Annotated in this window: 11 protein-coding genes; 8 read left to right on the top strand and 3 right to left on the bottom strand. The window is 71.1% G+C overall.

Translation table 11 applies throughout. The annotated features are described in order from the left end of the window. Nucleotides 1-499 precede the first annotated feature (499 nt). Nucleotides 500-844, top strand: a complete 345-nt coding sequence (locus ABTY15_RS35875; protein WP_350605193.1) for a hypothetical protein — start codon at nt 500-502, stop codon at nt 842-844. Between the two features lie 109 nt (nt 845-953). Continuing rightward, nucleotides 954-1,331: an Imm32 family immunity protein gene (locus tag ABTY15_RS35870; protein WP_350605191.1), complete on the top strand. Its 378-nt coding sequence runs from the start codon at nt 954-956 to the stop codon at nt 1,329-1,331. Between the two features lie 173 nt (nt 1,332-1,504). Here the strand turns inward: ABTY15_RS35870 and ABTY15_RS35865 are convergent, their stop codons facing one another. After that, the gene (locus ABTY15_RS35865) at nt 1,505-2,011 is read right to left on the bottom strand and encodes an Imm1 family immunity protein (protein ID WP_350605189.1); all 507 of its coding nucleotides are present in this window, start codon (nt 2,009-2,011) and stop codon (nt 1,505-1,507) included. Next, nucleotides 2,008-4,587: a DddA-like double-stranded DNA deaminase toxin gene (locus ABTY15_RS35860; protein WP_350605187.1), complete on the bottom strand. Its 2,580-nt coding sequence runs from the start codon at nt 4,585-4,587 to the stop codon at nt 2,008-2,010. The genes ABTY15_RS35865 and ABTY15_RS35860 overlap by 4 nt, the downstream gene beginning before the upstream one ends. Nucleotides 4,588-6,044: 1,457 nt before the next feature. Here ABTY15_RS35860 and ABTY15_RS35855 point away from each other — a divergent pair. The 6 genes from ABTY15_RS35855 (at nt 6,045) to ABTY15_RS35830 (ending at nt 15,141) form a co-directional block, all read left to right on the top strand. After that, nucleotides 6,045-7,085: a LamG-like jellyroll fold domain-containing protein gene (locus tag ABTY15_RS35855; protein ID WP_350605185.1), complete on the top strand. Its 1,041-nt coding sequence runs from the start codon at nt 6,045-6,047 to the stop codon at nt 7,083-7,085. A gap of 524 nt (nt 7,086-7,609) precedes the next feature. After that, nucleotides 7,610-8,872 carry a phenylacetate--CoA ligase family protein gene (locus tag ABTY15_RS35850; protein WP_350605182.1) on the top strand — a complete coding sequence of 421 codons (1,263 nt, stop codon included), beginning with the start codon at nt 7,610-7,612 and terminating at the stop codon, nt 8,870-8,872. Beyond that, complete coding sequence (locus ABTY15_RS35845; RefSeq protein ID WP_350605180.1) at nt 8,869-10,221, top strand: MFS transporter; 1,353 nt, start codon at nt 8,869-8,871, stop codon at nt 10,219-10,221. Before ABTY15_RS35850 ends, ABTY15_RS35845 begins: the two co-directional genes overlap by 4 nt. Next, complete coding sequence (locus ABTY15_RS35840) at nt 10,218-11,429, top strand: GNAT family N-acetyltransferase (RefSeq protein ID WP_350605178.1); 1,212 nt, start codon at nt 10,218-10,220, stop codon at nt 11,427-11,429. The genes ABTY15_RS35845 and ABTY15_RS35840 overlap by 4 nt, the downstream gene beginning before the upstream one ends. An 11-nt stretch (nt 11,430-11,440) precedes the next feature. Then, nucleotides 11,441-12,607, top strand: a complete 1,167-nt coding sequence (locus tag ABTY15_RS35835; protein WP_350605176.1) for a LuxE/PaaK family acyltransferase — start codon at nt 11,441-11,443, stop codon at nt 12,605-12,607. Further along, nucleotides 12,604-15,141: an acyl-CoA reductase gene (locus ABTY15_RS35830; protein WP_350605174.1), complete on the top strand. Its 2,538-nt coding sequence runs from the start codon at nt 12,604-12,606 to the stop codon at nt 15,139-15,141. Before ABTY15_RS35835 ends, ABTY15_RS35830 begins: the two co-directional genes overlap by 4 nt. A 61-nt stretch (nt 15,142-15,202) precedes the next feature. Here ABTY15_RS35830 and ABTY15_RS35825 read toward each other — a convergent pair whose 3' ends face one another. Continuing rightward, nucleotides 15,203-16,087 carry a DUF8686 domain-containing protein gene (locus ABTY15_RS35825; RefSeq protein WP_350605172.1) on the bottom strand — a complete coding sequence of 295 codons (885 nt, stop codon included), beginning with the start codon at nt 16,085-16,087 and terminating at the stop codon, nt 15,203-15,205. Nucleotides 16,088-16,368: the final 281 nt, after the last annotated feature.

The raw sequence follows: 16,368 nt of genomic DNA, 5'->3' as shown, positions 1-16,368 counted from the left end.
TTCCAGCGGGCCCTCCGGGCGCTTCGTTCTTTCGTGTTTCCAGCTTATCAGATGTTTTCCGCTCCGTTTCCGGGGCTTCGTTCATCCGACTCGCCAGCGTCTTCCGGGGTTTCGCGCCCCGTCCGACGTTCCAAACATTAGCCGACCTGCGCTCCGAAAAGCGAATCCGGCCGCAATCCCCGGAAACGCGCACGCCGAAAACGCACCGAGCCGCGACAGGACGCGACCCGGCCCGAACCGGGAAGTGGTGCTTCGTGAGGATTGGCCGCCCCGGGACCGTCCGCGCCAGTGGCGTGTCCGGTGCTCCCTGCCGAGCGACTGGGAGACAGTACTCCTACTTCCACGCCCCGAACAAATTGGCCTGCCCCAGGGCTTCGGCGCCGCCGGCAGACGCGGCCTTGGGTCATCACCGAGCGGGCGACAGGCCACTGCGCCGAAGCGAGGCTCCGGGCCGAACCCGCTGACACGCGCGTGCCGTACCGGGAGACTGGCGACAGACATGTACGAGCAGTCGAAGGCCGGAGGGCGAAGCGTGGCACTGGTGAAGAAGGGCTCCCGCCGCATCGTCGTCGACGGCGTCGAGTACCGCTGGCGCGTGAGCCGGAGACACTGGTGCTGCGACCACGACCCCAGCACCTTGAGCTACATGGTGGAGGACGCAGCCTGCCCCGGCACGACGCTCGTCGTGGAGACAGGCCGGCCGACCGTTCCCGAGCCGAACGCGGTGCCGGCCGAGGTCGTCCTGCCACGCGAAGTCGCCGCAGGCATTCGAACCGCACGGTCGAACGGCTGGACGCCCAGCTCCCACGGGCCACCCTTCAAGCTGCACCTCTCCGCCGCCTGACGGCCAACAGATCACGACAAGCCTGTTGCCGGCAGCTCCGGCGAGGAATCACCTCCGCAGCCCGCTGGAACAGCCGCCGAGCACGAATATGGACTGAGGAAATGTGGTGATGCAGGTTCTGTACAGCGGGGAGACCAGAGAGCTTGAACTCTCCGGGACGCGTCGAGAGCTCCTAGCGCTCGGGCAGCTGTTGCGGGGGAAGGCCGGAAGCTGTGATCTCTCGGAGAACCGGCACCCTTTCCCCTACGAGAGGTCGCTGTCCGAGATCGCGCTCCGGGAGGATCCGGAGCGCGACACCGCTTCGATCGTCACGGAGGGCCAAGTCCTGAGGATCCAGGGAGGACGGGAAGCTCTCGACCTCCTCGCCGACAACATTGCGGGCTTCGCCTCCGAGGCGGATGCAAGCGATCATTGCCACGTCGACTCCCCGACATGCGAGTACATCGCGCCAGAGTCGGACCCGCTGGTGATTGCGTTCATGAGGTGAGCGGAGAGGCTGTGCGGTCCACTCGACCAATCGGGCGGCAAAGCCGGTCTAAGGAAGCGCACTTACCCCGGAACCGAAATTCTAGGTCACACAGTGCGACAACTGTCGGCTTGCGTACTAAAACAGTCTGGCCTCACGTGACGCCACGTGAGGCCAGACCTGAGAGATCTTTATTATGCGTCTAGACGTTCCCCGTTGATCTCACCGTGAACCCACTGGATGCACTCGGGCCGGTCTCCGCTGCCTTTGCGGCAGAACTCCTCCAAAGCGGCCCGGATCAGATCCACAGGAAGTGTGCTTCGCGGATCGAAGCACATGGGAGATCCCGGATCGGAAAGAACCATGGGATCGAAGCCAGGCGGGGAAGGGTTGTCGGACACCCAGCACCACTGAGATTTCTCATCCCCCGCCACTTCGGCACGCTTTGGGCTGACATACCAGACCAGTCCGCCAAAGCCTGTCGACGAGTTCACCCCTACGTGCAGAGCATTGTCTGGCCACCAATCGCTGGTCTGCGCGGTATGCCGCCCGTCAGCAAACATAAACACAATATTGTCCCCGGCCCCGATCCCCGGGATCGAGACCTGCTGCTCCCGAATGAACTTCGAAATCAGCTCCGCCATATCCGGCCAGGTCTCTGCATAGTGATAAGTGGAGCCAGCCCGAACATTGAGAATCATCCTCTGCCCCTTATCTCCCGCGGTATAGTCGCACCATTCTCCCACACCCTCATCGTCGAGCCCTGAGGGAGAATCGCCCCAACTGCGTGGCCGCAATTATGGTAATCACTACACATTCCCGTTGGATGATTAATTACGACATCCGCATCAGTGACGCCGTTATCGCGCATCCATATAGCATACTTCGACTCGACATGAGTATCCTGAGGATACCTTCCCTTGGCATTGATCGCGACGCCATCGCCCCTGCCGGCCGCCTCGTGAATGTACGCGTTGGTTCCCGGCGACAGGCTATCAGTTCCGCTGTGAAGCTGATGCACGCCATCATCAACGCCGATAGGATTTCCATTTGCATCAAATATGCGCCCCACCGTGGGCTTCTCGCCAGCAATTGCATCGCGTGCATTTTGGACAAAATCCGGGCAGTTGTGCACCAGTACAGGCGTCGCTCCGGCCAGCACATAGTACGTGTGGAGCTCGGCGATGCTGAGGTTTCGGGCTTCCTGCGGCTGGGGCTCGTAGTTGCGGATGGCCCGGACGGTGAGGGAGGTGCCGTCGGCCGCGCGGAGGTGGTCGCCGACGTGGAGGGCGGCGGCGTCGGTCCAGCGCTGGGTGGTCTCGTCCCAGAAGGGGTGGTGCTGGGTCGAGGTGAGGGTGGTGGCCGGCTTGGTGTCGGCCGTGAGGGTGAGGTCGGTGAACTGCCGGTCGTCAGGGGTGACGATGGTGGCGGTGACGGCCTCGGACTTGGTGGTGTCGGTCTGGGGGTCGGTGGAGAGGACGTTGTCGCCCTGCTTCACGTCCTTGATGGGTTTGCTGCTGCCGTCGGCGAGTAGGACGGGTGTGTCGGGTTTGAATCTGTTCTTCCCGCCGATGAGACAGGTTCCGCCGATCTGCTCGGCTTCGCGGGCGGCCTTGGACTCCGCGCGCCAGGCCTTGAAACCGTCGTAGAGCTCGCCGGCGAGGCGCTTGATGGTCTTGGCGAGTTCGTAGGCCTTGCCCCAGTGGAGGGCGTACTTCTTGGCGATCTTGGCGAGCGGGCCACCACCGATGAGGCTGGTGGCGACGTTGAGGACGGTTTCCCCGCAGGCACCGAGATCGCCCTCGGTGACGCAGTTGAAGGCGTCGGTGATGCCGAGTTCGTCGGCGGCGATCTTGGCCAGCTGCTTGCCGGCGTTCAGCACCTTCTGCTTGGCGCCTTCGGCCTTCTTCTTGCTCTCCTGGGCCTTCTGAACGGCGGCGATGTCGGGCCCGTTGTCCGGTTCGAAGCCCATGGCTGCGATGGCTGCGACGCCTGCGGATCCGGGGTTGTAGGGCGGTGGGTCGTGGAACCCGCCGAATCCGCCGAAGGAGCCGCCGATGGCGAATTCGCCGCTGGGATCCGCGCCGTTGACGGGGTCGTTGCCGCCGTAGGCGTAGCCGTTCCACTGCTGCGGGTCGGCCCGGTCCAGGACGGGGTCGAGGCTGAGGAACCGCCCGGTGGTGGGTTGGTACTGCCGGGCACCGAGGTTGGTGAGGCCGGTGACGTCGTCCTTGGTGCCGCCGACGAAGCCCTTGTCCCCGGCCCAGGAACTCGGCTGGGTGCCACGGGGGTTGCCGAAGGGGTCGTTGGGGCGTCGGGTCTCGGTCAGGGTGGCGGAGTCGATGCCCAGGACGCCGGTGCCGTGGTGGTCGGCGATCTGGTAGGTCAGCTTGCCGCCGCCCTGGCGGACCAGGGTGGTGCCGCCGGGTATGTCGTAGTAGCGGGCACCGGCGAGCTGCTTGGTGTTGGTGTCGACGGTGAGCTCGTCGGCCCCCAGGTTGATGGTGGTCCTGCCGGGGTTGCGGCGGATGAGCTGCTTGCCCTCGGCGTCGTACAGGTAGCTGGTGGTGCCGCCGTCGGTCCTGGCCAGCGAGTCCAGCCGGTCCTCGCCGTTCCAGGTGAGGGTGGCGGTGCCGTTGGTGTCGGTGATGGCGGTGGTGCGCCCGGCCGTGTCGTACTGGGTGGTGCTGGTGGTCGGCGCGTTGCTGCCCGTCCTGCTGGTGGAGCTCAGCAGGGCGTGCGGCCCGCCGGTGCCGCCACCGCTGTTGGGCGCGCTGGTCGGGGTGTTGCGGGTGCCGGCGGACGGGAAGGTCTGGTTGACCGTGGTGTCCTTGGCGGTGTCGCCGCCGGCGTCGTGCACGACGAGCTGGGTGCGGTTGCCCGTCAGGTCGTACTGGTAGCTCTGCCAGTAGGGCGCGTAGCCGCCGGCGGTGGTTCGCATGGGCGCCTGGGCGCCGCTGGTGGGCGTGGAGTTGGCGCAGGCCCCCTGGCCTCCCACGGCCGGGTTGGGCGCCTGGTCGAGGCGTCCGGTGTCGGTCCAGGCGGTGGTCAGCCGGCCGAGGTGGTCGTAGCCGAAGCACTGCAGGTCGGTGGCGTTCGGCGTGTTGTCGGGGATGGTCCGGATCGCGGTGACGCGGCCGGCCTGGTTGTAGGCGTAGGTAGTGTTCTGGACGGTCCCGGTGGTCGAGGTCTGCTTGTCGACGTACTGGTTGAGGGTCCGGCCGGTCGGCTCGTCGTAGGTGGTGGTGGTGACGACCTGGGTGCCCCACGGGTTCATCGTGGAGCGGATGTTGCGGCCGTAGGCGGCGACCAGCTGATCGGCCTCTCCGCCTCCACTCCCGTCTGCCGCTTCGGCGTCGACCTGACCCCGCCGCAGGTCTCCGTGCCCGGTGTCTACGACAAGCTCTCGGACACCGCGCTGGCCACCCAGTTCCCGCCCTCCGGCAACGGGCAGACCACCAAGATCCGTACCTGGCAGACCGGGTACGTCCCGGTCACCCTCACCGACCCCACCCCCAACGGCGGCGTCGCCTCCGGGGTGAAGTGCCTCCGCTGGAGCTGGGACCCGCAACTCGCCGGCGCCGGCTGGCAGTGCGGCTCCGCCCTGCCCACCGGCGGCATCCCGGTCATGGCCGGCCGCTGGGGCACCAACATCCTCTACATCCAGGCCGAGGACGACGCCGGCAACGTCTCCCCCGTCACCCAGTACGCCTTCTACGTGCCGTGGAACCCCGCCGGCCCGCCGCCGGTCTTCGGCGACATCACCGGAGACGGCGCTCCCGACATCGTCACGTACGACCAGGCCGGAAACCTCCGCGCCTACAACGTGCCCGGCAACTCCCTCGCCAAGAGCCCCACCGCCGCCCTGGCGGCGACCCCGGCCGACTCGCCCACCGGCAGTTGGACCAAGGGCGTCCAGTTCACCCACCGCGGCACCCTGACCGGTGGGAAGAACGTCGACGACCTCATCGTCCACGCCGCGGGCGACAAGGACGTCTACCTCTACGGCAACCCCGGCAACACCGGCTTCGCCGGCCGCTTCGACAGCAAGGCGACGGTCACCAAGCCCGGTTGCAGCGACGCCGACAGCCCCCCGCCGCAGTGCGCGCCCGGCGCGTACGCCGCCGACTGGTCCACCACCCTTCAGGTGGCCTCACTCGGTGACCCGGCGCACAGCGACCTCGACACCAGGCTGCAGTTCAAGAACCAGACCGGCCTGCTGACGGTCGAGAGCAACGGCAGCGACGCCGGCTTGTGGTTCTACCCGGCCACCGGTGCGCAGACCCTCGGCGCCCCCGTGCGACTGGCGGCCTCCGGCTGGAAGGACCTCGAACTCATCACCCCCGGTGACTGGGCCGGCCAGGGACACCCCGGCCTGTGGACCCGCAACCGCCTCACCGGTGACCTGCGGGCGTACACCTTCACCACGGGCACCTACGCCCCGACCCACAACGGCGAGCCCGCCCGGGACGACTCCGGCAACCCGATCAACGTCCCTACCGTGACGGCGATCTCCGGTCCCGTCCTGATCGGCAACGTCCCCGTCGCGACCTGGCCCGTCCTCGGCTCCGACGGCGACCTGACCGGCAACGGTGCTCCCGGCCTCTGGGGCCGCACCACCGACGGCCAGATCCAGATCTGGTGGGGCCACCGCACCGGCGACCCCACCAGTCCGACCTTCGCCTGGGACGCCGGCCCGCAGAACGCCGCCAGTTCCGCCGTCACCCCGAGCTGGTGGGCCCTGGACGGCAGGACCGACAAGATCGTCGACAGCAGCACCAACAACCCGCTGATCCCGAGTGGCGCCCCACCCGCACCGCCGACCACAACGGCGTGGCCGGCGCGGCCACCGCCCTCAACGGCAGCAGCTACCTCAAGACCAAGCAGAGCCCCGGCATCGACACCACCCGCAGTTACACCGTCGCCGCCTGGGCGAAGATCAACAACACCAACGGCTTCCGGACCATCGTCTCCCAGACCGGGAACCAGCGGAGCCCGTTCTACCTCCAGTACTCCGCCGCCAACGGCCGGTGGTCGTTCACCCTCGCCGGTGAGGACCGCTACCCGCCGGCCAAGTACTACACCGCCAGCGACAGCACGCCGCCCCAGGTCGGCGCGTGGACCCACCTGGTCGGCACCTACAACGCCGACACGCAGGCCATCACCCTCTACGTCAACGGCCAGGCCGTCGGCACCAGCAAGGTCGACCCCGACTGGCACGGGTGGACCACCAACGGCCCGCTCACCATCGGCGCCGAAACCACGGTCCAGCTCCCCGACGCCGCCGGACTCGACGGCGCGGTCAGCGATGTCCGCCTCTACCCGTACGCCCTCACCGACCAGCAGGCCAACACCCTCGCCACCGGCAACGCCAGCGTCCACGTCCAGAGCGCCTACGCCACCACCAAGTGCGTCGACGACTGGGGCGGCAACAACACCGGCGCGGCGATCGCCGTCTACAACTGCTGGAACGGCAACAACCAGCACTTCACCTTCACGCCCGACAACACCATGACCGTCTACGGGAAGTGCGTCGGCACCCAGGACAACGCCACCGGCAACGGGGCCAAGGTCGTCCTGCGTGACTGCAACCCCACCGAGGGCGGCCAGCAGTGGCTGCGCCGCTACGACGGCAGCATCTACAACCCGCAGTCCGGCCGCTGCCTCGAACTCCCCGGCTGGGCCACCGACAACGGCACCCAGCTCGGCATCTGGGACTGCCACGACGGGGCCAACCAGCGCTGGATCTTCACCGCGCAGACGACCGGCTCGTAGCCGTTCGAGCCGAGCACCCAACGGGCCGTTGACTCCCCCACGGAACACCTTCCGCCGGGGAGTCAACGGCCCCGCTGTTTCCAGCATCAGAGCTGCCATCAGGCCCGAGCCACATGAAATGTCGTGAATTCAACTACAGAATGCGGAATCCAGGCTTTCGTGAGATCCACCTCACCCTTTCCCGCGCTTTCCGCCAGGGGCTGGACGCTGACGAGGGCTCAGGACGTATCCGTACCGTTCGAATGAGGGATCGGTCTGGAATCCCAGGCGCAGTCGGATGCTAGCCTTGGTTTCTGCGAGCGAGAGGCCCCACCACTCCCGAGATCGCATCAGCTGACGAACCGTCCGCGAGCCTCCGGCTTACGGTGCGCCCGCTCGGTCCGTTTCCCCATCCGTGGCCTGCCGGGTCGCAGCGGAATCGAATTCCGCCGACCGCCGGCCCGACAGATCGCCTCCGACCCATCGGGTGAAGTCGTGTACCCACGCGACCTCGCCCGGCCTCGCATGCCGTAAAGCAGGAATTGATGCCCGTTCAACCCCTGGCGGAGCTCGTACGCTTCGCACGCCGCAACTCACCCTTCTACGCCGAGCTGTACGCCGGACTGCCCGACGGGACGGTGCGGTTGACCGATCTCCCGGTCGTCCCGCAGGCCGAGTTCTGGCAGGCCAACACGCCTCGCGACAACCGGCTGCTGACCGGGCCGCTGGAAGAGGCGGTCGTCTTCAAGAGCGGTGGCACCACCGGCTCGCCGAAGTTCTCGTTCTACCGCCGGGAGGAATGGCGGGAGTTCACCACGTCGTTCGGTGCCGGACTGGTCGACGCCGGACTCCGCCCGGGGCACCGGGTCGCCGACCTCTTCTACGCAGGCGACCTGTACGCCAGCTACACCTTCATCCTCGACGCGCTGCACCGCTCGCCCGTCTCCAACGTCCGGTTGCCGATCGGCGGGGCGGCTCCCCTGGAGTCGACCGCGCAGACCCTGGAGCAGTTCGAGGCCGAGGTGGTGGCCGGCACCCCGACGACGCTGTGCGCGCTGGCCGACCACCTGCTCGCCTCCGGCCGCGAACTCCCGCACGTGGAACTGCTGTTGTTCGGCGGCGAGGGCCTCTTCCAGGACCAGCACCCGCTGCTCGGCAAGGTGTTCCCCAACGCCCGGGTCTCGTCCATCGGTTACGCCGCCGTCGACGCCGGGCTGCTCGGCCGGCCGGTGCCGGGAACGGACACCCGGGTGCACCGGATGTTCGCCCCCGAGACGGTGGTGGAGATCCTCGACGACCACACCGGCGAGCCGATCACCGCCGCGGGGGTGCCGGGCCGGGTCGTGGTGACCGATCTGCGGCGCCGGCTGATGCCCGTGCTGCGCTACCCCGTCGGGGACCGCGCGGAGTGGACCGATGTCGCGACCGGGCGGTTCCGCATCCTCGGCCGGGCCCAGGAGGGCGTTCGGGTGGGGCCGGTGTCGCTGTACACCGAGGACGTGCTCGACCTCGTCCGGGCCGCCGACCCGGCCGGCCGGGTGAGCGGCGTGCAGTTGGTGGTGCGCCGCTGGGACGGCCGGGACGGGCTGGTCCTGCGGCTGGCCTGCGACGGGGACCCCGCCGGGCTCGCCGAGCTGGCCGCGGCCGTCGAGGCCGGGGTCCACACGGCGCGGCCGCTGTACCCGGAGGCGGTCGCCGCCGGCTACGTCCACCCGCTGTCCGTCGCCTGGGTGCGTCCGCACGAGCTCGCCGTCAACCCGCGGACCGGCAAGCTGATCCGCGTCCTCGACGAACGGCCGCACTCGTGACGGCCACCGAGGCGGCTGCGGTCTCCGAGGCTCCCGCGGCGGCCGCCGCCCGCCGCCTGCCGCTCGTCCTGCGCAACCGGCGGTTCGGCGCCGTGTGGGCCGCACAGGTCCTCACCCAGGCCGCCGGACGGATGTTCCAGGTCGGCGCGGTGTGGTGGCTGGTCGGCTACGCCGCCGGCGCGGACCGCGGCCTCGCCTCCGGCGCCTTCCTCGCCGTCAGCACCCTGCCCGCGGTCGCGCTCGCGCCGCTGGTGGCCGCGCTCATCGCCCGCCGCCCGCACCGCACGGTGCTGGGCGTCTCGGCCGCCGTCGCCGGTCTGACCGCCCTCGGCACGGCCGGCTGGACGTACGCCGCGACGCCGCCGATGGCCGTCACGTACGGTGCCGCGCTGGTGCTGGCGGGCTGCCAGGCGGTCTTCGACCCGTGCCTGACCACGTCCGTTCCCGAGCTGGTCGAGGACGCCGACATCGAGGCCGCGACCGGCTTCGAGCTCAGCACCCAGTCACTGGCCGGGCTCGCCGGCGGGCTGCTGGGCCCGCTGGTGGTCGACGCCGCGGGCCTCGCCGGCATCGTGGCCGGCTGCGCCGGCGGCTACCTGCTGGCGGCCGCCCTGATCGGCGCGACCCGGTTCCCGGGCGTACCGGGCACAGCAGCCGCGGACAGCGCCGCACCGGCCGCGGACGGCGGCGGGGACGGCACCGCACCCGCCGCCCGGCGGCCGCTGCGCCGCATCCTGGCCGAACTCCCGTTCATCCGCCGGGTGCTGCTCTGCTTCACCGCGGCCAACGTGTTCACCACCGCCGTGTTCGTGGTGATGCCGCTGTACACCCGGACGGTGCTGCACGCGGACGGCTCGACCGTCGCCGCCCTGGAGGCGGCCCTCGGCACCGGCACCCTGGTCGGCTCGTTCACCGGCAGCCGGCTCCCGGGCGCGCCCACGGTGGTCGGCGCCGGATGTCTGGGCCTGATGGCCGCCGCGCTCGGCCTGCCCGGCCTGGCCGGCGGCCGGATCCCGGCCGTGGCCGCGATGGCGGTCGCCGGCTGGTGCGTCGGTGTGATCGGCGTACGGTTCGTGGCGCTGTTCCAGCGACTGGTCCCGGCCGAGGACCGGCCCGGCTTCTTCGCCGTCATGCAGGCCCTGCTCGGGGCGACCTTCCCGGTGTCGTCGCTGGTGTTCGGCCTGCTCGGCGACCACCTCCCGGCGCGGACGCTGTGCCTGGTCCAGGCGCTGGGTGTGCTGCCGGTCGCCGCCGCGCTGTGGTGGACCGGCCGGTGCGAACCCGCGACGGCCCCGACCACCACCACGACCGCCACCACATCCGCGCAGCCGATCGGGGACCCGCGATGACCGTGACGATCGCCCCCGCGACCCCGCAGGACGTCGCACAGCTCCGGCAGCTCTACTTCGACGTCTACGGCCACGGCTATCCGGTCGCGCTCGGCAGCGACCCCGCGGAGATGCGCCGTCTGATCGACGACCCGCACACCCACTGGCTGACCGCACGCCCCGAACACACCGAACGCACCGATCGCACCGCCCGCCACGAGGGCGCCGGCCGCCTGGCCGGGTCGGTGGCGGTGCAGACCGACCCCGGCGGCCGGATCGGCAAGCTGGTGGGCCTGGCGGTCCACCCCGAGCAGCGGGGTGGCGGCCTGGCCGGACGGCTGACCGCCGCCGTCTGTGCGGACGCCTTCGCCACCGGCGCGCTGGACTCGATCTACGCCACCGTCCGGATGGTCACCCCCGGTCCGCAGCAGGTCTTCGCCCGCAACGGATTCCAGGCGCTCGGCCTGATGCCGAACGCCGTCGAGGTGGCCGGGTGCGAGAGCCTCGCGCTGTTCGCCCGGCACGCCGACGGCGTGCTGGCCCGGCGGGACGGCGTCGGCCCGGTGCCGGGGGCCCTGGTCCCGCTGCTGGAGGCGGCCCGGCGCAGCACCGGTGTCGAGTACGGCCGTCCGCACGCGCCGGACGCACCCGCGACGGACGCACCCGCGGCGGACGCACCCGCGCCGCCCGCCGGGCAGAGCGCGCCGGTAACCGCACCGATGGAGCTGATCACCGCACCCGGCTTCGTCCGCCGCCGCTTCCTGGAGCTCTTTCCCGACCCGGGAGAACGGTTCTTCCCACTGCACCTCCCGAACGCCGTGCTCACCCCGCCGGACGGCGCGTTCGAGGCGTACGCCGACCTGGACCGGGCCGCGGCGAGCTGCTCGCTGATCGCGGTGCACCCGTCCCCGGCCGCCGTCACCGGGGCGCTCGAACCGCTGATGGCGGCCGTCACCCGCGCGGGCGCCGACTACGTCGAGACCCTGCTGCCGCTGGCCGACACCGCCGGGCTCAACGCCTTCCTGGCCGCCGGGTTCATCCCGAGCGCCGTCTACCCGGCCATGCGCCGGATCGGCGACCGCTTCCACGACTACGTGGTGCTCTCCCGCACCAGCCGTCAGATCGACTTCCGGGCCACCGCCGTCAGCGACCGGCTCCAGCCGTACCTCCAGGCCTACCTGACCGCCTGGACGTCGACCTACCTTCCCCTTCCCGAGGTTGCCCCGTGACCGTCCGTCCCGTGAACGCCCATCTCGCGCCGGTCGAGGTCCCCGACCCCGCCGCGCTCCCGCACGTCCAGCAGCTCTGCGACCTGACCGACCCGTACGCGGCCGGACCGGAGACCGACGCCCTGTTCGCCGCCGCGATGGCCGAGACCAACGCGTGGCACGCGCAGCGCTCGCCATTCCTCCGCTCGCTGCTGGACGGCCCGGTGGAGGCCCCGGCGCCGACCGTCGGCCGGGGGATCCGCACGCCCCTGGTGCACGCCAACTTCTTCAAGCGGCACGAGGTGCTCTCCATCCCGCGGGAGGAGGTGTTCCTGCACCTCACCTCCTCCGGCACCACCGGCCAGAAGTCGCAGATGTTCTTCGACACCTGGACGATCCGCTCCGCGCAGCGCATGGTGGCCCGGATCTTCGACCACTACGGCTGGATCACGCCCGACCAGCCCGTCAACTACCTGCTGTACAGCTACGAGCCCGCGCCGCAGCTGAAGCTCGGCACCTCGTTCACCGACAACTACCTCTGCGACTTCGCCCCGGCGAACCACACCACGCACGCGCTGCGGCACACCGGCAGCGGCCACGAGTTCGACGTCCACGGCTGCATCGAGGCGCTGCGGCGGTACGCCGAGGACGGGCTGCCGGTGCGGATCCTGGGCTTCCCGGCGTTCCTGCACTTCACCCTGGAGCGGATGCGCGCCCTCGGCCTGCCGCCGCTCCAGCTGCCGGCCGGCTCCCTGGTCCTGCTCGGCGGCGGCTGGAAGGGGCACACCGACCGGCAGATCGGGAAGGAGCAGTTCTACGCCGAGGTCACGGAGCAGCTGGGCATCCCCTCGGACCGGATCCGCGACACCTTCGGCTCGGTCGAGCACTGCGTGCCCTACATCGAGTGCGGACACCACCGCCTGCACGTGCCGGTCTGGTCGCGGGCGGCCGTGCGCGACGTCCGCACCCTGGAGCCGCTGCCGTACGGCGAACGCGGCTTCCTCCACCTCGTCTCCCCGTACATCACCTCGGTGCCGGCGCAGAGCGTCGTCATGGGCGACCTCGCCTCGCTGCACCCCGCGCAGGACTGCCCCTGCCCGCTGCCCACCCCGTGGTTCACCGTGCACGGCCGCGCCGGGGTCAGCCGGAACCGCAACTGCGCGGCGGCCGCCGCCGAACTCCTGAAGGGAATGTCGTGACCACCCCCGTGACCACCCGACCCCACTTCTGGCAGGGCTCGTTCATCGACGACGAGGAGGCCGCCCGCCGACTGGCCGACCTCCCGGAGCTCGCCGCCGACGTCCTGGCCGAACCCCTGCCCACCGAACTGGTGCTGAGCGCCTGCCAGCAGCTCGCCGACGCCCTCGGCGACCCGGGCAGCCCCGTCCGCACCCGCCTGCTCGCCGAACTCACGGCCGACGGTGGCGACCCGGACGAAGCGGCGGCGACGCTCGCCGAGATCGCCGACGCGATCGCCCGCCCGGCCCTGGAGCGCAAGCTCCGTCGCGAACTCGGCGGGCTCCGCCCCGAGCGGCTCACCCGGCCCGACGGGCGGGAGACCACCTTCGAGGCGTGGGCACCGGTCGGCCTCCTGGTCCACATCGCCCCCGGCAACGCCGCCGCCGTCGCCCCGCTGAGCGTGGTCGAGGGCCTGCTCACCGGGAACCTCAACGTGCTGAAGACCAGCAGCGCCGACACCCCGCTCCCCCAGCAGCTGCTCGCCGAGCTGGCCGCCGCCGACCCGACCGGTGCGCTGGCCCGCCGGATCGTCGCGCTGCGCTTCCCCTCCGCCCGCACCGAGTGGCTGCGGCTGCTGTGCGAGCCCGCGGACGCGGTGGCGGTCTGGGGCGGCGAGGACGCCGTCCGTTCGGTCGCCGAGCTGGCCCCGGCCGGCTGCCGCCTGATCGAGTGGGGGCACCGGGTCTCCTTCGCCTACCTGACCCGTGACGCCTGGTCGGACGGCCCGACGCTGGACGCGCTCGCCGCCGACGTCTGCCGCTTCGAGCAGCAGGCGTGCTCCAGCCCCCAGGTGGTCTACCTCGACACCGAGGACGACGACGAGGTCTTCGCCTTCGCCGAACGCTTCGCGGCCCACCTCGCCGACGCCTCCGCCGCGCTCCCCCGGCCCGCACTCGAACCGGCCGAGCACGCCGAGATCACCACCACCGAGCTGATCGCCCGGCTGGAGGAACACCTGGGCCTCACCCGGGTCCTGGCCGCCGAGGACGGCTCCTGGCGCGTCCTCGCCGACACCCGCCCGGCGCTGACCGCCTCGCCGCTCCACCGCAGCGTCTGGGTCAAGCCCCTGCCCCGCACCTCCGTCATGACCGTGCTGCGCCCGATGCGCCGGTACCTCCAGACCGCCGCGATCGGCGGCAGCCGTGCCGACGTCGCGCGGCTGTCCCGGGCCGTGGTCGCCGCCGGCGTGCTGCGGGTCACCCCGGTCGGCGGGATGCTCGACAGCTACCACGGCGAGCCGCACGACGGCGTCTACGCGCTCCAGCGCTACAGCCGCCGCGTCAGCGTCCGGGCCGACGAGGCGTTCGCCACCACCGCCTGCCTGGACGACCTGGCGGCCCCCGCCGTCACCCCGGCCGCGCCGAGCGGCCCGCTGCTGGACAAGTCCGGGGTGCAGGAGCAGCTGCGCACCCTCGCCCCGGACCACGCCCACCTGTACTTCCGCAGCGGCGGCAGCACCGGCGCCCCGGCCCTGTCGGTGTTCACCAACGCCGACTACGACACCCAGATGCGGGCGGCCGCCGACGGCCTGCTCGCCGCCGGGTTCGATCCGGCCCGGGACCGCGCCGCCAACCTGTTCTACTGCGGCGGCATGTACGGGAGCTTCATCAGCTTCTTCTCGATCCTGGAGCGGCTCAACGCCACCCAGCTGCCGATCGCCGCCGGCCCCGACCACGCCGCCACCGCCGAGGCGCTGGTGACGTACGGGGCGGACACCGTGTTCGGCATGCCCTCCTACCTCTGGCAGCTGTTCCATGACCAGGCCGACGCGCTGCGCGGGTACGGCGGGATCAGGAAGGTGTTCTACGGCGGCGAGCACTTCACGGCCGAGCAACGCCGGGTGCTCACCGAGGAGTTCGGCGTCGAGGTGATCCGCTCGGCGGCGTACGGCAGCACCGACCTGGGGCCGCTCGGCTACCAGTGCGCCCATGCCGAGGGCTCGGTCCACCACGTGCTCACCGACCTGCACATCCTGGAGATCCTGGCCCCGGAGGCCGACCGGCCGGTGGCGGCCGGACAGCCGGGTCGCCTGGTCTTCACCAGCCGCACCCGGGCCGGGCAGCGCCTGGCGCGGTACCAGATCGGCGACCTCGGCCGCGCGGTCGAGGGCGTCTGCCCGTGCGGCAGCCACACCCCGCGGATCGAACTGCTCGGCCGGTACGGGGACGTCGTACGGGTCGGCACCTACTTCCTCAACGTCCGGCGCCTCACCGCCGTGGCGGCGGAGGAACTCGGCTACCGGGGGGAGTTGCAGCTGATCCTGGACGCCGGTGACGGCCGGGAGCGGGCCACCGTCCGGCTCGACGCCCGGTACGCCCCGGACGGCGCGGCGGCCCGCGCCGCGTTCCTGGACACCGTCCCCGAGCTGGGCTCGGCCGTCGCCGAGGGGCTGCTCGACTGCGCGGTCGAGACCGTCGACTCCGCCGCCTTCGAGCGCACGCCCAGCAGCGGCAAGCTGCGGACGGTCGTCGACCGCCGGCGGATCACGGGGTGACCCGGCGGCCGGGGCCCGGGCAACCGGGCCCCGGCCTCCTCTCGATGGGTGTGCGGGGCGTTCACGGCCCCGGGGGCGTGGCCGCGGCGGCCTCCGCCCGTTTGCGGCGCTCGACCCGGCTGCCGGAGACGACCGTGACGACCAGGCTCGCCGCGATGATGCCCTCGGCCCAGAAGAACGCCAGGTAGTCGATCAGCGAACCGATCGGCGGTGAGCCGGGCGCGGCGTTGCGCATGCCGACGAGCGCGAAGAGGGTCGCGGCCATCCACCCGAGCGAGGGCCACACCATCCCCTGCCCGCCGCGGTGGAGCACCTCGGCCCCGGCCAGCACCGCCAGGGCGAGCGCCCACATAGCCGCGATCATGAACCAGGCCAGGATGAAGGTGCTGCGCGCCCTGGTCACGCCACCCGTCAGGACGGTCGCCCCGGAGTCGCTCGGGGTGCTGGTCGGGTGGACCACGAAGAACGGGTCGGCGTCCGCGAAGACCACGCCCACGGGGACGGCGCCGGTGGGGTCCGAGGCCTCGAACGACACCGCGAAGTGGTGGCGGTCGAAGGGGTAGTCGGTCACGGTGCCGTCGTAGAAGTTGGCCCGCACGGGCTGCGGCGTCGCGGCCTCCCCCGGCGCCGCCCGCAGCTCGGTGCGGGTCGCCGCCTGGACGGTGATCACGACCTGTCGGCTGAACGCGGAGGAGTCCGGCCCCGCGGCGAGGCCACCGCGCGGAACCGGCACGACGTAGAGGGTGAGTTCGCCCGTCCCGGGGTCGATGTCCTGGGAGGTGACGTCCAGTTCGATCCAGTCACCGGCACCCGGGAGGGCCAGTTGCCGGGCCTGCTGCCGGGTGTTGCGCTCGTTCAGGTACAGCGCGGTGCCGGCCGAGCACAGGACCACCACGATCAGCAGGGCGAGCAGGAAGCGGTTGCCGCGCAACCCGGAGCGGCTCACGCGATGTCCCGGCCGACGCCGGGCCGTTGGTCGCGCGAGTGGCGGGACGTCCGGGCGTGCGCCATGGGGCCTCGTTCCGGTGGGTGGCGGGTTCGGCTCTGCACGCTACTGACCGGAGGGTCGCGATCCGACGCGGCACGCATCGGCCGTTCAGGGGGTGTCCTCGCGCGCCGGGGCCGGCTCCGGCGCCGGCTCCGCCGCTGGCTCCGTCGGGTGACCTGAAGGCGTGGGTGCCGGATCGGCCGGCCGGTCGCTCGCATAGTCGGAATCCACGTCGTATC

Origin of the sequence: Kitasatospora sp. NPDC097643 (genome assembly GCF_040302625.1) — a bacterium.
Lineage (GTDB): Bacteria > Actinomycetota > Actinomycetes > Streptomycetales > Streptomycetaceae > Kitasatospora.
This window is presented reverse-complemented; position numbering and strand designations above follow the sequence as displayed.